General features: G+C 43.9%; 16 protein-coding genes. 7 read left to right on the top strand and 9 right to left on the bottom strand.

All coding sequences use genetic code 11. The annotated features are described in order from the left end of the window. Positions 1–53: 53 nt before the first annotated feature. Complete coding sequence (locus BLS59_RS28940; protein WP_091156752.1) at positions 54–2,609, top strand: phosphocholine-specific phospholipase C; 2,556 nt, start codon at positions 54–56, stop codon at positions 2,607–2,609. Positions 2,610–2,846: 237 nt separating this feature from the next. On the opposite strand, the gene BLS59_RS28935 is transcribed toward BLS59_RS28940, so the two are convergent. Beyond that, positions 2,847–4,097 carry an alkaline phosphatase family protein gene (locus BLS59_RS28935; RefSeq protein WP_091156748.1) on the bottom strand — a complete coding sequence of 417 codons (1,251 nt, stop codon included), beginning with the start codon at positions 4,095–4,097 and terminating at the stop codon, positions 2,847–2,849. Positions 4,098–4,423: 326 nt separating this feature from the next. Here BLS59_RS28935 and BLS59_RS28930 point away from each other — a divergent pair, with 326 nt between their 5' ends. Beyond that, positions 4,424–6,121, top strand: coding sequence for an ArnT family glycosyltransferase (locus BLS59_RS28930; protein ID WP_091156744.1), 1,698 nt, complete (start codon positions 4,424–4,426; stop codon positions 6,119–6,121). A gap of 3 nt (positions 6,122–6,124) precedes the next feature. On the opposite strand, the gene BLS59_RS28925 is transcribed toward BLS59_RS28930, so the two are convergent. From BLS59_RS28925 to BLS59_RS28895, 7 genes are all read right to left on the bottom strand, one after another. Further along, complete coding sequence (locus BLS59_RS28925; protein ID WP_143014271.1) at positions 6,125–7,453, bottom strand: acetylxylan esterase; 1,329 nt, start codon at positions 7,451–7,453, stop codon at positions 6,125–6,127. A 25-nt stretch (positions 7,454–7,478) separates the two neighbouring features. After that, positions 7,479–8,348 (bottom strand): hypothetical protein, encoded by an 870-nt coding sequence (locus tag BLS59_RS28920; protein ID WP_091156737.1) that lies wholly within the window; start codon positions 8,346–8,348, stop codon positions 7,479–7,481. Between the two features lie 19 nt (positions 8,349–8,367). Beyond that, entirely contained in the window at positions 8,368–9,705 is a 1,338-nt protein-coding gene (locus BLS59_RS28915; RefSeq protein ID WP_162842805.1) for an acetylxylan esterase, read from the bottom strand. Between the two features lie 10 nt (positions 9,706–9,715). After that, positions 9,716–10,948, bottom strand: coding sequence for an acyltransferase family protein (locus BLS59_RS28910; RefSeq protein ID WP_091156731.1), 1,233 nt, complete (start codon positions 10,946–10,948; stop codon positions 9,716–9,718). A gap of 157 nt (positions 10,949–11,105) precedes the next feature. Then, a complete protein-coding gene (locus tag BLS59_RS28905; protein WP_091156727.1) occupies positions 11,106–12,056 on the bottom strand; it encodes a tRNA modification radical SAM protein MnmL/YtqA in 951 nt (316 codons plus the stop codon). Between the two features lie 340 nt (positions 12,057–12,396). Further along, positions 12,397–13,176 (bottom strand): DUF5995 family protein, encoded by a 780-nt coding sequence (locus tag BLS59_RS28900; protein WP_091156723.1) that lies wholly within the window; start codon positions 13,174–13,176, stop codon positions 12,397–12,399. 219 nt (positions 13,177–13,395) lie between these two features. Further along, on the bottom strand, positions 13,396–13,632 hold the full coding sequence (locus BLS59_RS28895) for an HTH domain-containing protein (RefSeq protein ID WP_091156719.1): 237 nt from the start codon (positions 13,630–13,632) through the stop codon (positions 13,396–13,398). A 387-nt stretch (positions 13,633–14,019) separates the two neighbouring features. Between BLS59_RS28895 and BLS59_RS28890 the strand changes: the two genes are divergently transcribed. The 5 genes from BLS59_RS28890 to BLS59_RS28870 all read left to right on the top strand — a co-directional run bounded on the left by BLS59_RS28890 (position 14,020) and on the right by BLS59_RS28870 (position 20,631). Beyond that, positions 14,020–17,970 carry a methylmalonyl-CoA mutase family protein gene (locus BLS59_RS28890; protein WP_091156716.1) on the top strand — a complete coding sequence of 1,317 codons (3,951 nt, stop codon included), beginning with the start codon at positions 14,020–14,022 and terminating at the stop codon, positions 17,968–17,970. Positions 17,971–18,071: 101 nt separating this feature from the next. Beyond that, positions 18,072–18,647, top strand: coding sequence for a pentapeptide repeat-containing protein (locus BLS59_RS28885; protein WP_091156713.1), 576 nt, complete (start codon positions 18,072–18,074; stop codon positions 18,645–18,647). 45 nt (positions 18,648–18,692) lie between these two features. Beyond that, a complete protein-coding gene (locus tag BLS59_RS28880) occupies positions 18,693–19,403 on the top strand; it encodes a M23 family metallopeptidase (protein WP_091156710.1) in 711 nt (236 codons plus the stop codon). After that, positions 19,400–20,161, top strand: a complete 762-nt coding sequence (locus BLS59_RS28875; RefSeq protein ID WP_091156707.1) for a DUF4846 domain-containing protein — start codon at positions 19,400–19,402, stop codon at positions 20,159–20,161. The genes BLS59_RS28880 and BLS59_RS28875 overlap by 4 nt, the downstream gene beginning before the upstream one ends. 194 nt (positions 20,162–20,355) lie before the next feature. After that, entirely contained in the window at positions 20,356–20,631 is a 276-nt protein-coding gene (locus tag BLS59_RS28870) for a hypothetical protein (protein ID WP_091156703.1), read from the top strand. 6 nt (positions 20,632–20,637) lie between these two features. On the opposite strand, the gene BLS59_RS28865 is transcribed toward BLS59_RS28870, so the two are convergent. Beyond that, positions 20,638–21,657: an aldo/keto reductase gene (locus BLS59_RS28865; protein WP_091156700.1), complete on the bottom strand. Its 1,020-nt coding sequence runs from the start codon at positions 21,655–21,657 to the stop codon at positions 20,638–20,640. Between the last annotated feature and the right edge of the window lie 19 nt (positions 21,658–21,676).

Below are 21,676 nucleotides of genomic sequence, written 5' to 3'. Positions count from 1 at the left end.
AATTCCTTATAATTTGTACTATCCAATACTCAAAAATTATTACCTACTAAGCTATGCTTGATTCACGCAGAGATTTTATTAAAAAGGCAGCATTCTTAACCGGCGCGGCGGGCCTCGCAAGTGTTTTACCCGAGTCTATCCAAAAGGCAATGGCCATTAACCCGGCTGCCGGCAGCACCTATATGGATGCCGAACATATTGTTATCCTGATGCAGGAAAACCGCAGTTTCGACCACACTTACGGAACACTTAAAGGCGTGCGCGGTTATAATGACCCACGCGCTATAGATCTGCCCAATAAAAATAAAGTTTGGCTGCAATCAAATAAAAAAGGCGAAACCTATGCCCCTTTCAGGTTAGACATGAAGGGTAGCAAAGCTACCTGGATGTCGTCGTTACCACACTCCTGGGGCAACCAGGTAAATGCCCGCAACGATGGCAAGTTTGACCAATGGCTTAATGTAAAGCAAAACGGCATTAAAGAATACAGCCACATGCCCCTTACCATGGGCTACTATAACCGCGAGGATATCCCTTTTTACTATTCCCTTGCTGATGCGTTTACTGTTTGCGACCAAAATTTTTGTTCGGCGCTTACGGGTACTAACCCCAACAGGCTGTATTTTTGGAGCGGTACCATCCGTGCCGAGCAGCATGAAAATTCGCTGGCCCACGTTTGGAACGATGATATGGACTACGGTACCCTTAACTGGGCCACCTTTCCCGAGCGTTTAGAAGATCATGACATTTCATGGAAACACTACCAAAACGAAGTAGCAATTGACACAGGTTTACAGGGCGAACAAGATCCATGGTTATCAAACTTCCAGGATAATGCACTGGAGTTTTTTGGTCAGTATAATATTAAGCTACACCATAAGCATATTGAGCACCTGCAAAAAAGGTCGGCCGCTTTGCCAGAGGAGATCACCGCGCTTGAAAAACAAATAGCTGCCCTGCCTACCGGCGATGCGCATATCGACCACCTGAACAAAACGCTGAAACAAAAGAAACGCGATCTGGAAGATATCAAAAAAGACATGGCAGACCTTGATCCGGGTAAGTTTGCAACATTATCGCAACGTCAAAAAAACCTGCACCAGAAAGGCTTTACCACCAACACCAATGATCCGCATTACCGCGAACTTGTTAATTTAAAATACGACGATAACGGTACTCCGCGCGAGTTGGAAGTGCCCAAAGGTGATATTTTACACCAGTTTAGGGAAGATGTAAAAAGCGGACAGTTACCAACCGTTTCATGGGTAACCGCACCCGAGCATTTTTCCGATCACCCAAGTTCGGCCTGGTTTGGAGCCTGGTACGTATCTGAGGTTATGGATATCCTTACCCAAAACCCAGATGTTTGGAAAAAAACCATCTTCATTTTAGCTTATGACGAAAATGACGGCTATTTTGATCACATCCCACCTTTTGTAGCGCCGCATTCGCATAAAGATGGTACCGGTAAGGTTTCAAAGGGTATTGATACCAAAGTAGATTTTGTTACACTGGAGCAGGAAAAGGCACGCAACAACTTCCCCGAAGTTTATGACCGTGAAAGTTCCATAGGTCTTGGTTACCGCGTACCGCTGGTAATCGCCTCGCCATGGACGCGCGGCGGCTGGGTAAACTCCGAAGTGTTCGACCATACATCTACCCTGCAATTCTTAGAGCATTTCCTGAGTAAAAAAACGGGCAAAAAAGTAGAAGAAACCAATATCAGCGATTGGCGCCGGACCATTTGTGGTGACCTGTCGTCAGTTTTCAGGCCTTACAATAACGAGAAAATTGCTAACCCCGAGTTTGTAGCTAAAGACGAATTTGTTGAAAGCATCCACAAAGCGCTATTCAAAAAGCTACCAACCTATAAATTACTTACCGATGCCGAGATAGCGCAGATCAATACAGATCCCCATGCTTCGCCATATATGCCAAAACAGGAGCCGGGCATCAAGCCGTCATGCGCACTGCCTTATCAATTATATGCCGATGGTAAATTAAGTGCCGACAAAAAATCGTTCGAAATAAAATTTACCGCAGCCAACAAGGTATTTGGCGCAAAGGCCCTGGGCTCGCCTTTTAACGTTTACGCGCCGGGTAAATACGCAACTATTGCTGACCCGCAGCAAATGGAGGCTTTACGTACATGGTCATACGGACTTACAGCTGGCGATAGTCTTTCAGATACCTGGCCTATTTACGAGTTTGAGAACGGTGAATACCATTTGCGTGTATACGGCCCTAATGGTTTCTTCCGCGAATATAAAGGCACCACAGCCGATCCGCATATTGATGTTACTTGTGATTATGAGCACGGCATTTCCAACAAACTCACCGGTAACATAGCCCTTAAACTGGCTAATTGGGGCGGTGATAAGGCACATACTGTTGAGATAATCGACAACTCTTATAAAACAAACAACCACAAAGTTTCGGTAGCCAAAAACGGACAAAACAACCTCGTACTTAACCTAAGCAAAAGCTTTGGCTGGTATGATTTCAGCGTAAAAGTAAGCGGCAGCCAATCGTTCGAGAAACGTTACGCGGGTCGCGTGGAAACCGGCAAAAGCAGCTTTAGTGATCCTTTGATGGGAAGAACGGTTTAAGATAAGAGAAACACTTACGAAGTTTTAAAAACTTCGTAAGTGTGTAATGCAAATTCCAGGGCCTATGTTTGCACCCGCAAAGTTGGCTGTCATACTGAGCCTGTTGAAGCATAGCGGACAAAGGCCTCTGCGCTCAACCCTTCGACAAGCTCAGGGTGACCGTCCCTTCAAATAAAAACACCTCATTGCTTTGTACAGCAATGAGGTGTTTTTTTTAGTATCCGTTCTGATTCTTCTCTATTTCTTCTCTTCCAATACCACCCACCTGTTCACCGTATTAAACTCCCCTTCAATACAAACTTTATAAAATTTAGATGGCAGGCTTTTAACATCAATCAAGGCATGCTCTTTAGTTACCGGTACTTCGGCTAATAGTTTATAATCATCAGGCTGGCCTTCTTTATAGTTATTGGTAGCGGCTACCCAGATCTTTACTTTGCCTTGCGGGTTTAATGCTTTCCAGCTTACATCTAATGCGCCTTGTACAAAGTTAGCACCCGGTTCGGCAACCGAAACCTGGCCTATCAGCGATATACCATCAACCTCACGCAGTTGTGCCGCGGGTAACTTTACATTTAAAAAACTATTAATGGATGGGGTAATATCCACAATACCCGGGGTGTAATATTTTGCGTAATTATTAAGCGGTTTATAATTGGTAACCATCCAGGTAGAACGCTGACGGGTGCTTTGACCACCGTGACCGCTACCGGTTTGCTCATCACGACCATGATCCGTAGTAATAAATATCAGCCAGTCTTCCTTAAAGTTTTTCTCCCGATACTGAATAGCCTGCCAGATCCGGCCAACCTGCGCATCCATTTTTTCAATGGCGTCATAATATTGCGGACTATCGCCATACCGGTGCCCCATATCATCGGTAAACTCCAGGTATACCCATGACAAGTCGGGCGCTTTATCCTTGATGGTGGCAGCGGCCGAAGTAACCACCTGCTCATCTATCAGGTGCATATAATTGCTCAGCTTATCATGCGGAAATTTCACGGTATCCAATTCATAACCATCATAAGCATAATCCGGGTGGATATTGCCAGCAGCAGGCAGTTTATCACCGATAAGTTTGGTTCGGTTATCTGTCCAGCTGGAAAAAATGGCTGTCTTTTTATTGGGATAGGCATTTTTAAACATCCGGAATATGTTCCAGTAATTGTAATTGGGTGCTTTAATATCGTTGCCCCAAACATTGTGTTTGTTAACCCAGGTAGAAGTGAGTAAACTATTATACCCATTGGCCGAAATGGTTGGCGTTTGCGAGTACCCGCCTTTTTCGCCGCCAACATGGGCGCGCAGGTAAGTACCCTGCTGGGCTATCAGTTTAAGATTGGGCGTATTCAGTTTCTCGATCACATCGGCAGGTATGCCATCGGCAATAATAAAAACAGCTTTCTTGCTGCGGGTTTGCGCGCTAACACTCAATGTTGCCAGTAAAAACAGGCCCGCTAAAGTTAATTTAGTAGATTTTTGCATTGTTTAAATTTGGTATAAATTATAAGGAATTTTGCTTTAATACAAGGGAATTACAAACGTTTGCGTGGCAATTACTATTTGAATTATGTAATAAAGTGGCAATACCTGTTTATTGCAGCACAATAGTAAACATTGTGTATTAATGCTAAACTAATTTGGTGTTAAGGTTTAGAGGAGTAGGAACTTTGGGAACAAGGAGCAAAGACAGAAAAGTTGACTTAATTTGAAAGATCATTTCTTTATACCGTCCCCTAAATCCTTGCTCGTTGTTCCTTTCATCCTTGCTCCTAAAATCTGTTTATATTTGCATACATGATACCCGCAAGATGAGCTCCCGATACACGCAACACGAACCAGGATACCCAAATACCGCTCATCAAACAAAATGGCTTTACCTTTTTATCGGGATGGCCGTTTTGGTAAACTTTAGCGGTCTGTTCACCACCATAATAGGCCCCGACGGCAACCTGTACGCCAACGTAGCCAAAACAATGGTGCTGCGTAATAACTATACCGATCTTTTTGCCTGGGGTACCGATTGGCTGGATAAACCTCACTTCCCGTTTTGGGTTACGGCTTTATTTTTCAAATGCTTTGGCATAAGCACATGGGCATATAAGCTGCCAGGCATCCTGTTTATGATGATGGGTGTGACTTATACCTATCATTTCGCCAAAAACCTTTACAATAAACAAATTGCTCTTTGGGCGGTGCTGATATTACTTACGGCCCAACACATTATACTATCCAACAACGATGTACGCGCCGAACCTTATTTAACGGGGCTAATTATTGCCGCTGTTTATCACTTTTATAAAACCTATACCGGCAACAGCTTTTTGCAACTGGTGCTGGCCTGCCTTTTTACCGCCTGCGCTTTAATGACCAAGGGGATGTTTGCCCTCATTACCATCGGCGGTTCCATTATCGGGCACCTTATTATTACGCGGCAATGGAAACAGCTGTTCCACTGGAGGTGGCTGCTGGCCGCTGTACTCATCTTTGTGTTTATCCTGCCCGAGATCTGGTGTTTATACCAGCAGTTTGATCTTCGCCCCGAAAAGGTGGTGTTTGGTCGTACGGGCGTATCGGGTATAAAATTCTTTTTCTGGGATAGCCAGTTTGGGCGTTTCTTTAATACCGGCCCCATCAAAGGCCACGGCGATCCAACCTTTTTTATTCATACCAGCCTTTGGGCATTTTTGCCGTGGTCTTTATTGCTATTTGCAGCTATTTTTCAGTTCGTTAAAAAAGGGATTAAAAATGTGCAGGCGCAGGAGTGGTATTGTATAGGTGGGTCGATGCTTACTTTTCTGTTGTTCTCGGCATCTAAATTTCAGCTGCCGCATTACCTCAACATTGTGTTTCCATTTTTCGCCATTATTACTGCGCAATACCTGTACAATTTGAAATTACCTGCCAGTGTTAAAGCGGTACGCATTACGCAAATTGTTGTGGTTATTCTTTTAGTAATTATAGTTGGCGTGCTTGAGTATTTTTTCAGGCCCGAAACATATAACTGGCTTACCGGCGGCATTCTTATTTTACTACTACTGGCGCTGATAGTACTGCCGCAAAAAATATCCACAGGAATGCAGCAAACCATTTACCAAACTTTAATGGTAGCTTTTTTTGTGAATTTTTACCTTAATATTTGTTTTTACCCAGCCCTTGTGCGTTACCAGGCTGGCAGTGAAGCGGCATTTTACATCAACAAAAACAACCCGGATAAACTACCCGTGTACATTGCCGATGGACCAATTCATGATGATATAGGTTTTTATCTTGATTCGAAGCTTATCGATACCAATCCCGATGGTAATGGTACCTTACCCTCTCCGGCTTTGCTTTATGCCAGTAAAGAGGTGATTAATACCTACATTAATAAAGGCTGGGATGTTAAGGTTATTAAAACCTTTCAGCGTTATGCGGTAACCCGTTTAAAGCCTGCGTTTTTAAATGCAGCCACAAGAGAAAGCCAATTAGGTGAAATGGAGCTGGTATTGATAAAATCCGGAAAGTAACTACTAAAACAAGCCGAACACATCACGCATCCGGTGCCCTTCTTCCAGTACGTAAGTCATGGGTACTTCGTGGCCCAGATCTTTAAACACCATAATATCTTTGTATTTTTTGGGGATGTTATTGTAAAAAGCGTACTCGTTGTTTGGCGGTGCCAGGTGATCAAGCAGACCTATGCCCACCAAAATCGGTGTCTGGATATTTTGCGCGAAGTTTTTTATATCGAAGTAATCCAGGTTATCCAACACTTTATCAAACTTAATTCCTTTTTCACCGGCGTATTTACGGAGGTCGTACATCGGCCAATCATCCTGATCGGTGAGGTTGCGGATATCGCTTAGGATAGGGTTTTGGGCCGAGATGAGTTTGGCGCGGCTATCTAAACCGGCAAGTGCTGAAGCCAGGAAACCACCCATACTACCGCCCGATACTTCAATACGGTTAGGATCAAGTTCGGGCCGCGAGTAAATGAAATCCATTGCGCGTACACAATCCATAATGGCGCCGCGTAAAACGTATTTATTTTTATCATCAACGTTAAGGCTTATGTAATCCAGCCTTTTGGGGTGAATTACATCACGGCTATTACCTTGTCCACGAACATTCAGCGTCATTATGGCAATATCATCATCCTGCCCAAGCATGGGTTTCAAATCAACCTGGTAGCCGGGTAAGGCCAAAAACGTAGTAAACCTCTTATTTTTAATATTGGTTTTAGGTATGGTAAGCCAGCCGCGCACGGTAATATCTCCTAAAGATTTCATCTCAATGAGATAAACCTTACGGTCTTCTCTGCCCAGTTCGGGTTTTTCGGTCATTTTAAATTCTGGCTTCACGGCCGCCAGTTCTGCCTTGCTCGACTGCCAAAAGCTGTCAAAATCTGCCGGGCGGTTATGGTTCGATCTGATCTCTTCTGGCCGGATGCCAAAAACACGGCGGGTGGTATCGTCATAATCAGATACATTCACCATGAAGTTTATTTTATAAAAACCAGGTTTCATCCCCGGTACGCTAAAATCATAGGTGCTACTGCTGTTCTTTGAAACTTTAACATCCCTGCTTTCCTTAGCCACCACCTGGCCTCCCGGCGTGGTAGCCACATAGGATACTTTACCTGTTTGCACGGCATCTGAAGCGTTTTTTATGCTGAAGCTATAACTGGCCCTGCTGGTAAAAATAGCGTCTTTACTACCTGCGGTAAGTACAGTAGTGATCTCTTCATCGGCCTTTATCCTGCTTTTATACGCGCTTGCTTTTTCAGTTACGGTTGTATTGTTCATACCCATTAACGCGGCACAGGCAATAAGCGGGAGGATAAGTTTAAGTTTGTTCACAGGTTTATTGGGATAAGTATAGGTTTTATTTAGTATCGATACGGTAATTTAATGATGCCGAAACGCTGGTACCAACCGCCGTATTACGACCAGTTATAAACCTGCCGCCCGTTAAAAACAACGACAGGTTTTTGGCAAACGCGTGCCCATAGCTAAGCGATACCTGGTTAAAGGCAAAGTTTTTATTGGTGCTTGGGTTGGCCGATATCAGCGGATCGTTATTGAACGCTTTGCTTGAACTGGTTGAATAAAAACCACCAACGCTTAAGGATACCTGCTCATGGAAATTTTTATCCAACGTTAAGCCATAGGTGAGGTTATACCTGTCCTGAAACACCGATTCGTAACCAAAATATTCACGCACACCGTTTTCGGCAACAAAGTAGCTGTTCCTGCCAAACAGGTGCCCGCTGCCAGCAAAAGCAAGTTTTAGCTCGGTACCGTACTGGCTATAGCCCAGGCTCGGGTTGTTTTTATAGGTAGGTATAATACCTGTAGCCTTTATGCTGAAGTAATATTTGTAGTTGATATTGGCGAGGTAATACTTTAATCCTATTTCAATATCTTGCAAACCCGAACTACTGAATTTACCACTATCATTTTTAAAACTATTAATAGTATAGGGTAATAATGCCGATACGGTGAACTTTCTGCTTATGCCATACTCACCGTAAAAGGCATAGTTTAATGAATGGAACCGGCCGTTATCATCAAATGATTTTTTGTGGCTTACGCTATCCCATTGTTTGTTGGCAAAAAAGTAACTTACCGATGGCGATAAAATAAACCGGCCCGGCCTTACCGGGAAACCATCGGCATAGGTTTTATTTGCCGCTACAGTTAGCAGTATGAGGGCGGCAATTGTGTATTTGAGTAAGTTTCTGTTAAGGGTCATATGTTGTTGATAGGTGAAGTTAAAATAATCCGAAGGTATCGCGCATCCAGCTGCCTTCGTAGTCCTTATATTTTTGGCTTACCTCGTGGGCAAGATCTTTATATACCATCACGTGTTTATCGGTATTAAGCGAGTTGTAAACCGCATAACCGTTGGCCGGCGGTACGTAAGGGTCAAGCAAACCTAAACCAAGCAGCGTTGGGCAAGTAATGGTGGTAGCAAAGTTTTTAGTATCGTAATATTCCATGTTGTTTACCACCTGATCGAAAGTTACGCCGGGTTTTGATAATACGTATTTTTTTATATCGTTCATAGGCCACTCAACAGCGCCAACCAAATTATGTACATCGCTTAAGATAGGGTTTTGTGCGGAGCAAATAGTAACACGCTTATCCAACCCTGCAAGGGCAATAGCGAGGTATCCGCCCATACTACCGCCAGTAGCCAGGATTTGATCGTGCCGTAACTCGGGGCGCGAATAAATAAAATCGACAGCGCGCACACAATCCATAATTACGCCGCGCATTACATATTTGTTTTTATCCTCAATGTTGTAAGAGATAAACGCATCACGCTCGGTATGGATCACATCGCGGCTGTTACCTTGTCCGCGGGTATTGAGGGTGATAATGGCCAGGTCATCATCTTTACCTACAATGGGCTTCAGCACAACCTGGTAACCGGGCAAACCCAGCAGTACCGAAAACTTTTTATTTTTATTGCTCGTTTTAGGCAACGTCATCCATCCGCGAATGGTAAGGTTATCTAACGATTTCATTTCGATAAGGAATACCCTGCGGTTATCAGTATTTTGCTCGGGCACTTCGGTAACCTTAAATTGTGGTTTCACGGTAGCAAGCTCGGCCTTGGCGGTTTTCCAAAAGCTGTCGAAATCGGCAGGCTTTTTATAGGCCGACTGGATCTGATCGGCCCTAATGCCGAAAGCTCGGCGGGTGGTATCGTCATAATCAGATACGTTGATCATCATATTTAACTTGTAGAAACCGGTTTTTAACGACGGAATCTCAAAATCATAACGCTCATGCCCATTGGCTCCAATTTTTACAGGCTTTGATAATGTTTTTACCTGAACGCCTTTTTCGTCGGTAAGTTGGTATGATACCGTGCCTTCCTGCCCGGTGCTATAAGTGTTTTTTACATCGAAAGAAAACGATGCCGTTGAATTAAAAAGTCCTTCTTTATCGTTAATAGTTAATATGGTTGATACCGATTCTTCATCCTCCACAGCAGGTTTTGCCTGCTTACCGGGCGGCGGCGAATCATGCTGGGCATAGGCCTGCTGAAACGATGCGGCTGCAAAAGCTAATACTAAAAGTTTTTTTAAGTTATTTACCATCAAACAATTATTAAGCGTTAATCTTTGCCGACTCATTCTCGGGATTCTTAGCTTTATTCTTAATCAGGAAGTCTGATCTACGAATATAATGGTTAAGTGGTTCCTCAATGAGCTTAAACAAAGTGATTGAAATGATATTTAAAACGATAAAAGCATACAGAAGGTTTAAACTATCGTACTCAAAGGGCGAATGCCAATCAACACCCCACTTGTCGTATAATTCAAAAACATAATCATTAAGCCAATTAAAACCATCGTGCAAAAAGTTGTACATATACCCCAGGTGAATGAGGTAAAATATGTAGGAGCTTTTGCCTAACAGCTCAACAAAGGGGTTAGATAATATTTTCTTTAATATGGTAGTTTCGGTTAACAACCCATAAAAAAACAAGGCTATTGACGATGCCAGCAGGTAATTATTGGTAACAATACCCCAGGGATTATGTAAACCGGCTTCCTGGCCCGGCGGTATGGGCAGTGTGCTCATGATCCATACGCAAAAGAAAATCATGAAAAAGCCCAGGTAAGTGAACTTCTTTTTGCTGCTGCCATCCAGCTTTTGTTTACGAACAATAAGCGCCAGTTGTATACCTGCAAAAAACTCAAAACACCTGCCCAAAAACGTGTACAGCATCATAAACGTAAAGTTGCCGAAAAAGTCATAAAAACTTACCCGACTGAATATGAGTACTAATACCACACCCAAACCGGTAACGGCTATTGGCTGTATATAAAATTTTTTATACCTGGTAGCTATTAAAAAGATAAACGGCGCCGAAAAGTAAAAACACTCCTCAACCGTAAGCGACCATCCCTGGGCTATCCCAGTAAATTTAAACTGATCAAAAAAACCACGCAGAAAAACGATGTTCATAAAAAACATTACCACCGGATTTTGACCCGCAGTAACGGTTTGGTTTTTGGTAAAATAAAAAGCAATGAACGCACCGACGGTTAAAATAGCGTACATGGGATAAATACGCGCCATCCGGTTTTTTAAGTATTGCTTAAACCAATCCTTGGTAAGTTTAAAACTGTCGAAATATCTGAAAGCTATTAAAAAGCCTGATAACACAAAGAAAATGGTTACCCCTATGTGGAACTCGTTGAAAAAACGTTGCACAGTATGAGGAAATTTTTCATCAAAAATATACGCGAAATGCGATATAAACACCAGGTATGCGGCCATGGCCCGTACACCGGTTAAGGCAGGAATGTAATTTTGTTGCGCTCTTTGTGACAAAACGATTGAAAGTTAAATATTTCTAACCAAATTTTTCAACTAAGGGTTAACAAAACTGAGGCCAAAGAGCCTCACCTAAATCCTCTCCAAAGGAGAGGACTTTGAATAGCACACTAATTATTTAGCTCCCTCTTCTTTGGAGAGGGTTGGGGTGAGGCTAAAGTTTACTCCCCTGCACAACGCCGCGGCTCAATATCCTTTGGTCTATATAATATTGGATCTCCGACTTTTTCAATCCCCAGTTGGGGGCTATCAGCAACTCCCGATCGCTAAGGCCGAAGAGGCGCTGGATCACGATATCCGGGCGAACGCGGGGTAACAGCTCGCACAGGAAATCGGCATATTCATCAATACCGAATAGTTTAAACGGTTCGCGTTTGTATTTAACGCCCATCACCGAACCTTCTACAATATGCAGGTGGTGGAATTTCACAAATTTTATCTGCGGAAAACGGTTGATCTCATCGGCATATTTCAGCATCATATCATGCGTTTCCCAGGGAAAGCCGAAGATGGTATGTACACAAACATCAAGCTTGCTATTCTCTACCAGTTTAAGAGCTTTTATTAATTCGTCATGACTGCAGCCACGGTTTATCTGATTCAGGGTTTCGTCGTAAATACTCTCCATGCCCATTTCAAGATCAACGTCAAATCGGTCGGTATAGCTTTCCAGCAGGGCAATCTTTTCGGCGTCGATACAATCGGGACGGGTGCCAACCGACAGGCCTACGATGTCTTCGGTGCCATAGCTCAGGGCCTCGTCATACATCATTTTTAAATAATGGGCCGGGGCGTAGGTATTGGTATTGGGCTGAAAATAAATAATGAACTTATCGGCCTTGTTGCCCTTGCGGGCACGTTCCATACCTTCCATTACCTGCTGCTTAACCGTAGGCGCATTACGACTTACCGACGGCGTAAACGAATCTACATTACAATAGGTGCAACCGCCATAACCCTTGGAGCCATCGCGGTTGGGGCAGGTAAAGCCCCCATCAACAATAACCTTAAATACGCGGTGCCCCTTGTACTTATCCTTTAACCACGGACCATAATTGTTATAGCCTTTTTCCCACGTTGCTGTTGTTTCGCCTGTTAATTGCATTCTGCTGCAAAGATAAGTATTTTTTGTGTGCGGGGAGTGTAGTGCGAGGAGCGGGATGTGCTGATGATGAAAGTAGATCCTTAACACCTTTCCCAACGCCCCTGCTCACTTGTTGACTAACCCCGAGAGCGCTTCGCTTGTCACCCCTCTATGCCAGTTTTGTCACGCTGAGGTACGAAGCATCTGTTAACAAACTTTGCAGAGCGTTTATACAGGGTGCAGAATAGATGCTTCGTACCTCAGCATGACAAAAATGGTCGGTTCCTTGCATCCTTTAGCTGGTGCGTGTGCATTAGTCTTCGGAACACACGCGGCACGCGTGCGCCAGCAATAGGAACTATCAATTTACCTTAATATAGGTTTTCTTATAAGTATTCAATATCCCGGTAACTTTTGCGGGATTCCTGGTTTCAAACAGGTGAATGACCCAAACGGTAAAATGCAGCAGGCCTACCGGGTTAATAATACCCAGGCCCAGTTTATTAATATCATCATCGCGTTTGGTTATGGCATTTAGATAATCCTCATTCTTTCGCGGGGCAAGATCTTCAGCAAAGCACCATGCGCCATCCCGGGCATTACCCAGTGCAAATTGAATAAGGATAGAGTTGTTTTGCGCGTGTAAGCCTGCAAGTGATAGCAACGGCGATACCTGGTTAAGCTCATTTATAACCTCGTAAGTTAATGCGGATAGTATGGTATTAATGGCATTAAAATCCTTATGTACCTGACTCAGGGGCTGGTTTAGTTTGTTTGATACTTCTACAACCGCTACCCCCAGATCAAGGTTGATGTGGGCATTCATCCCGGCAAGCAGGTGTTGCAATATAAGTTTAGATGGCTTGCTAAAAATATCAAAGGCAAGCTTCCACGATGCCGAAACCGGTTTCTGCTGCTGCCAATCGCGATAGGCTTTAATGTAGCGGTTGGCAAACATAACATCCAGCTGTTCCATACGTCGGGCATCTTCAAACTCGCCGCCTTCAATACCTTCCTTTACTTTACAGGTAACCTTATGATAAAGCGCGGCAAAATATCCGGCCCGGCTGCCGGTAGTAATGGCTTCGGCAATAATACTTTCCAGCTCATTGATGATCTCATCTATATTAACCGCTTCCATAAGGTTTATAGGTTAAGCTATTTATCGGTGATACTAATATAAAACAATAAGTATGATAACGGATTATGGTTTTGACGACGGATTGAGATCAAGCTTTAAATAAAGGTAACAGCTACATCCTTGCTTAACGGTTACGATGCTTCCTTCGGAACACACGCGACACGCGTGCGCCAGCAATTGCCATATGTGAATTCAGAAACAGCGAATAACAACACCACCCTACATACCCTCTTTCAAAAACTTTAATTGAAATCGCCCTCTTTCCACATAATAATAACTGCGCCTTTGTTTGCAAAATTTAATGGGGGCGCCATGATCTTTCATTAGTTTGATGTAATTATACAGGCATCGTTCTGATATTTCCAGTTTGGAGGCAAGGTCAAAAGGTGAGCCGGTTGCTTTCAGATGTATTAGCTGATCTATTCTTTTAAGATAATGAATAATATATCTGGACATGGCTTAGCTATTATAGTTATATCATTGCTTACAGATCAGAAATTATCTTAATACAAAAACAAAGCGCATATTATTCAAATACGTCTTTATTATATTTCAAGAAATTTTCGGGCAGATGCCTTTTAAGTTTATGTATAACAAATATATTCGCCTCCCATTTTTATAACATAGCTTATCCGGTTATTTTGATGGATTATTGTTTACTATAACAGGTTATTAAAAACTATAAATAGCATATAATAATTACACGCATGAAATAATAGCCCGGCAGCCTTTAACCCAGGTCCAAAAATCTTTACGCTAAAAGTCTAAACCTGAAACAACTATGCATGCATAGTATTTACCTCAAAACTATTGTTAAATTTGTGGTACACCAGTATTGCGTTTATGGAAAGTATTGCCCCGTATCAGTCCAAATACAAAATCCGCTTTGTAACAGCCGCTTCGCTGTTTGATGGGCATGATGCTACCATTAACATTATGCGCCGTATACTGCAAAGCAGCGGTGCCGAGGTGATACACCTGGGCCATAACCGCAGTGTAGATGAGGTGGTGAACTGCGCCATACAGGAAGATGTGCAGGGCATTGCCCTCACCAGTTACCAGGGCGGCCATATAGAATATTTTAAATATATGTATGATTTGCTGGCAGAGCGGGGTGCCGGCCATATCAAGATCTTCGGCGGTGGCGGTGGGGTTTTTCTGCCTAACGAAATCACCGAGTTGCATGCTTATGGCATCAGTCGTATTTATTCGCCCGATGATGGCCGCACCATGGGCCTACAGGGCATGATAAACGATATGCTGCAGCAATCCGATTTTTTAACACCAGTACCCACCGGAAATGCAGAAAAAATAATCGATAAAGTACAAATAGCCAAGCTAATTACCGCAGCAGAGTTAGGGAACGCACAACCATTCACTACGCACAGCTCATCACTCACTCCCCCCGTCCTCGGTATCACCGGTACCGGGGGTTCGGGCAAATCCTCGCTGGTTGACGAAATTGTGCGACGTTTTTTGATGGCTACGGATAAAACGCTGGCCATTATTTCTGTCGACCCAAGCAAGCGCAAAACAGGAGGGGCATTACTTGGTGATAGGATAAGGATGAATGCTATTAATAGTCCGCGGGTGTATATGCGGTCGCTGGCTACGCGGCAGGCTAATCTGGCCTTATCGAAACATGTGCAGGAGGCCATTGACATTTGCAAGACAGCCGGGTATGATATGGTGATTGTGGAAACCAGCGGCATAGGGCAATCGGACACAATGATCACCGATTATTGCGATGTTTCCCTCTATGTAATGACACCTGAATTTGGTGCTGCCACCCAACTGGAGAAGATTGACATGCTTGACTTTGCCGATCTGGTGGCCCTCAACAAATACGATAAACGCGGCGCCCTTGACGCCCTGCGCGATGTACGCAAGCAATACAAACGCAATCACCAGCTATTTACGGCTAAAGACGATGACCTGCCAGTTTACGGCACAATGGCCTCCCAATTTAACGACCCGGGAATGAACATCCTGTTTGATGCCATCATGAAAACCATTAAGGCCAAAACGGGGGCTGATCTGGTGGAGGAGGTGAAAGGTGAAAGGTTAAAGGCAAAAGGTGAGGAATCTGAAAAGATCTACATCATCCCTCCAGATCGCAACCGCTACCTAGCCGAAATTGCCGAGAGCAGTAAAGCTTATGACGATTGGGTGAACGAGCAATGCAAAATTGCCCAGCAAATGTTTCAGGTAAAAGGGGTGCAAGGCCTCACCCCGACCCTCTCAAAAAGAGAGGGAGTAAGCATCACACAAAGTAAAGTCCTCTCCTTTGGAGAGGATTTAGGTGAAGCTTTAAATCACCTGTACACCCACCTCGAAAACCAATTGCACCCTGAGTGCAAACGCCTGCTCAACAATTGGCCCGATACCATCAAAAAATATAAGGCCGACGATTTTATTTATAAAGTGCGGGATAAGGAAATTAAGCTACCGCTGTACTACACCTCGCTTTCACAACTAAAAATTCCTAAAATAGCACTGCCCAGGTACGAAGCCTGGGGCGATGTGTTGCGCTGGCTGCTTACCGAGAATCTGCCCGGCGAGTTCCCGTACGCTGCGGGAGTGTTCCCGCTGAAACGCGAGGGCGAAGATCCTACCCGCATGTTTGCCGGCGAGGGTGGGCCCGAGCGCACCAATAAACGTTTCCATTATGTATCGCTTGGTCAGCCCGCGCACCGGTTATCTACCGCGTTTGATTCGGTAACCCTGTATGGCGAAGACCCGCATATCCGGCCAGACATTTATGGAAAAATAGGCAACTCCGGCGTAAGCATAGCCACGCTTGATGATGCCAAAAAACTTTACTCGGGCTTCGACCTCTGTAAAGCATCCACCTCCGTATCCATGACCATAAATGGGCCTGCCCCCATGCTGCTTGGCTTTTTTATGAATGCCGCCATCGATCAGCAATGCGAAAAACACATCACAGAGCACAATCTGCAACATTTGGTTGAAGCTAAATTTAAGGAGTTGTATGATGATAAGGGTTTGGCAAGACCAAGGTATGGCCTCACCCCAGCCCTCTCCAAAGGAGAGGGAGTAAGCACCACGCCAGAAAAAGTCCTCTCCTTTGGAGAGGATTTAGGTGAGGCCTCTAAATTCGGCTTTCAAACTGCAGATCTTCGTATCTGGGACGCATTAAAATTAAACGCGAAGGCTAACCGTCAAAACCCAACCGAAGCAGAGAACATTTTATGGCAGCTATTAAGAAACAACCAAACCGGTTATAAAATACGGCGACAGCACGCCATTGATGGTTACATAGCCGATTTTGTTTGCATACCCAAAGGCCTGGTTATTGAAATTGATGGCGGCTATCATCAACTAACCCAAGAGCAGGATGCCATAAGAACAATGGTTTTAAATCATGAGGGGTTCGATGTTATCCGCTTCACCAATGACGAGGTACTTCATAATCCAGAAAACGTAATAAGTGTTATTAAGGAAAAGTTAGCAAACCAACACAACAGAAGCCTCCCCCCAAACCCCTCTCCAAAAGAGAAGGACTTAAAAACTACGCAAAGCGAAGTCCTCTCCTTTGGAGAGGATTTAGGTGAGGCTTCCCTCCCCACCGGCAACAACGGTCTTGGCCTTATGCTATTGGGCCTCACCGGCGATGAGGTTTTGCCTGCCGATGTATATCAAAAAATAAAGGCCTACGCTATCGCCACCGTACGCGGAACAGTACAAGCCGACATTTTAAAGGAAGACCAGGCGCAAAACACCTGCATTTTTAGCACCGAATTTGCCTTGCGTATGATGGGCGATATGCAGCAGTATTTTATAAGCGAGAATATGCGCAACTTTTATTCAGTTTCCATCTCGGGTTATCATATTGCCGAGGCGGGGGCTAATCCCATTACGCAGCTGGCTTTTACGTTATCGAATGGGTTTACTTATGTAGAATATTACCTAAGCCGGGGAATGCACATTGATGAATTTGCACCCAACCTGTCGTTCTTTTTCAGTAATGGGATAGATCCGGAGTATTCAGTGATTGGCAGGGTGGCACGCCGTATTTGGGCAAAGGCCATTAAAAATAAGTATAGGGGGAATGATCGCTCGCAAAAGCTCAAGTACCATATTCAAACCAGCGGACGCTCCCTGCATGCCCAGGAAATTGATTTTAATGATATCCGCACCACGCTGCAGGCCTTGTATGCCATTTACGACAATTGTAACTCGCTCCACACCAATGCTTATGATGAAGCCATTACCACCCCAACAGAAGAATCTGTTCGGCGGGCAATGGCTATTCAGCTTATCATTAACCGGGAGCTTGGGTTGGCTAAAAACGAAAACCCTATCCAGGGAGCATTTATTATTGAAGAACTAACCGATCTTGTGGAACAAGCCGTACTTACCGAATTTAAAGCAATTAATGATCGCGGCGGTGTATTGGGCGCTATGGAAACCATGTATCAACGCGGTAAAATTCAGGAGGAATCATTGTATTACGAAACCCTTAAACATACCGGCGAATACCCTATAATAGGCGTAAACACCTTTCTTAACAAAAAGGGCTCACCAACCATTGTACCTTCGGAGGTGATCAGGGCTACCGAGGAAGAAAAGCAATACCAGATAACCACCCTTCATGCCTTTCAGCAACGCAATGAGCAACACATACCTGCACTGCTTAAAAATCTGCAGGAAGTAGCCATTAAAGGCGATAATATTTTTGAAAGCCTCATGGAAGCCTGCAAATATTGTTCGTTAGGACAAATAAGCCATGCCCTGTATGAAGTTGGCGGGCAGTACCGGCGCAATATGTAACCGATTAAGCTGTACCTAATCGCTGCATTTTTTTTACAGAAGCCGAGCTTAATAAACACAATTATCCTTTAATTTATACCGAGGAACCTTAAATTTGCCCTATGCCGATACAACACCACGAGGACGAGATTTTTACTAAAATTACTGCCGATAAAATTGCCGGCCGCAACCGCACTTACGAACATTGTGCCTTTATAAACTGCGATTTGTCGGGTGCCAATCTCAACGGTGTAGTTTTTATGGATTGCCAGTTCGACGGCTGTAATCTGGCCCTTGCCGATGCCGATGATACCGGCTTTCAGGATGTGCATTTTAAGCATTGTAAGCTAAGCGGTGTTAATTTCAGCAAGGCCCGCGATTTTTTATTCGGCGTAAATTTTGATCACTGCATTCTGGATAATGCCATCTTTTATAAAAAGAAAAACAAAAAGGGCACGTTCAACGAGTGCTCTATGATTGAAACCGATCTTGTGGAGTGCGACCTTACCGACGCCAAATTCATTAACTGCAACCTTAATCGCGCCTTTTTCGACCGCACAATTCTTAAAGGTGCCGACTTCCGCACCTCCTACAATTTCACCATCGACCCAACTATCAATATCATCAAAAAAGCGCAGTTCGGCCTGCATGGTCTGCCGGGGCTGTTAAGTAAGTATGATATTAAAATTGAGGGATAATATTTTAACTGATATTCAGTTATATTTATTCTCTTGATAAACCTTATGCGAAAAATAGTCCTGCTTATTGGTGTTTTATTGTTATGCTTAAACGTGTTTGGGCAGGATGATAAAGCTGTTTGTATCCAGATAAATGATTTAAACACTGCTGTTTTAAATGGCACTATCAATAAACGGGCAGCCGTTAAAAAATTGGATGAGTTAATGGCCCAATTGCGTGGTAATAAACCGATGCTTAAAAGCTACAATTGGATATTCCCACTTAAAGGCTATAAAAGCAATGCTATCGGTGGCACCAATGGCAATGGCTATTCGGATAAAGGCTATCGTTACCTGGATGGTAACAAACATGCAGCCCACCCTGCGCATGATATATTTATAACTGATAAAAACCAGGACTGTATTGACGACCGTACGCATAAACCTGTTGACGTGTTAGCCGTAGAGGATGGCATTGTGATAGCTTGTAGTAATGAATGGGAACCAACAAGTAATTTACGCGGTGGAAAATACATTTGGATATACAATTACTATTTGAATATTATCACTTACTATGCCCACAACAATATCATTTTTGTAAAACCTGGTGACGAAGTTAAACGAGGGAAAAAAATTGCCGAGGTTGGCAGAACAGGTTATAATGCTTATAAAAAACGATCGCCTACGCATTTGCATTTTTCGGCATTCAGGCTGGTTGATGGTGTGCCGGTCCCTTTTAATCCTTACTCGCAATTAAAAAAGGCTAAAACAATATGAAAGGTTTGTTAGTGCTGATCCTCGCGATGCTAACCATCACCCCGGCAAAAACCGACAATGTTTTGGCAAGGTTTAAAACGCCCGAAGGTTTCCAACAAATGGCAGCCGCTCCCGGCAGCTTTGGGGCCTGGCTGCAGGCTTTGCCGCTTAAACCCGCAGGTACAAAAACCTATACCTATAAAGGCGATATTGCCCGTACCGATGTATACACCGCCGCCGTTGTTGATATGAGTATAGGCAATCAGGATTTGCAGCAATGCGCCGATGCCGTAATGCGCCTGCGCGGCGAATACCTGTATCATCAGAAAAACTATGCCGCCATCAGTTTTAATTTTACCAGTGGTTTCCGCTGCGATTTTGTGCATTATGCCGATGGTTACCGCTACAGTAATGATCATTGGGCACTAAAAGCTAAAAAGGATTACAGCTACTCCTGCTTTATGCGCTACATGACGCTGGTGTTTAGTTATGCAGGTACATTATCATTGCAAAAAGAACTAAAACCGGTGCCCAATATTAACTCCCTTAAAGCCGGCGACGTCTTTATACATGGCGGTTCGCCGGGGCATTGCTTTATAGTGATGAATGTGGTTGAAAATGCCCGTCACCAGAAAAAGTTCTTGCTGGCACAAAGTTATATGCCCGCGCAAAATATTCAGCTGCTGCAATATGAGGGTGATCCCTGGTTTAGTGTAGATAAACCTGCAGGTATTATGTATGCCGAACTCATCAGCCAATCATATTTAAAAAGATTTTAACAGCTCATTATTGATTATGAGCCCTGTTCTGTATGGCTATGCATACACAAGCACTTTGCACTCAATCATTTACAACAACTTGGTTAGGCCGACTTTATTGACACGCAATCAGTAAGTTAACACCTCAATTTTCAACATTTCGCCAAACAGGCACAATCATTGCCTTTTGATATATAAATAATTGAATATCAATCATGAGAGATATATTGGTACAGGCACTGCACATATTTGTGGTTTTAATGATAGGGGGATTTTTCATCTTCGGGCTGATGGCCATAAACGGCAGGTTTGACCATTGGACTACCCGCTTTGTTGAAAAAGCCAAACATCTGTTTAGCAGAATAAGGCGTTATTTTCAACGAAACCGAAAAAGGAAAGAACTCCAACATATCGACGAATATCAAAACGTGCGGCATGATCATACAGCAAACCATGCCACACATACTAAAGGCAATAAAGAGATTAATTAGGTAGATCTACCTTTTTTCTACCTTATCATAAAACCCGCCGAAACTGTTATTTCTCACCGCTTCTTCGGCAAAAAAATCGCCGGGGAAACCAAGTTCAATGGCGCTTACGTCGTTGAGGCGTTGCATTTGCTCCTGGCTTAGGGTAATGTTCACGGTATTCAGGTTATCTATAAGCTGATCTACCTTGGTTGCCCCAACTATCGGGATACATGAAAAACCTTGCTGGCGCGTCCAGTTTAGCGCAACGTGACTTTCGGATACTCCCAGTTCGGCAGCTATAGCCACAACAGTTTCCGTTATTGATAAACTACGTCCATCGCGGCGCTTGCTTTCTGCTTTTATACGTCCTTGCTCGCCGCGCTGGTATTTACCGGTAAGTGCTCCGCCGGCCAAGGGCGCCCAGGGGGTAACCGTCATCCCGAAGTGTTTTGCCATAGGTATCAGTTCGCGCTCGGCAGTGCGGGCCAGCAGGCTATATTCTACTTGTAAAGCTATGAACTGGCTCCAGCCCATGAGTTCGGCAAGCGTATTGCCTCGGGCTACTACCCACGCGGGGGTATCACTTATGGCGGCGTAGTTTATTTTGCCTTGTTTTATCAGATCGTCCATAGCGCGCAACACCTCGTCAATTGGAGTAATGTTATCCCAGATGTGCAGGTACAAAACATCAATAAAATCGGTTTTCAGGCGTTTAAGGCTTTCCTCCACACTGCGCATCATGTTTTTGCGGTTATTGCCCGATGCATTGGGATTGGTAATATTATCCTTCAGCGTGTATTTGGTGGCCAGTACAAAATAATCACGGTCATGATTGCTCATATAATCGCCTATGATCTTTTCGCTGGTACCCAGTTTATACATATTGGCGGTATCCAAAAAATTACCGCCGGCATTGGCGTAGGCATCCATTATGGCAAAGCTGATATCCTTATCGGCACCCCAGCCTGCCTCGGTGCCGAAGCCCATGGTACCCAAACATAATTCTGAAACTTTAAGGCCCGAACGGCCAAGTAATTTATAATTCATGGTAAATGATGATTAAAAT

Origin of the sequence: Mucilaginibacter pineti, assembly GCF_900101875.1 — a bacterium.
Classification (GTDB): Bacteria; Bacteroidota; Bacteroidia; order Sphingobacteriales; family Sphingobacteriaceae; genus Mucilaginibacter; species Mucilaginibacter pineti.
The sequence above is the reverse complement of the archived record's forward strand: the minus strand, read 5'-3'. Positions and strand labels throughout refer to the sequence as shown.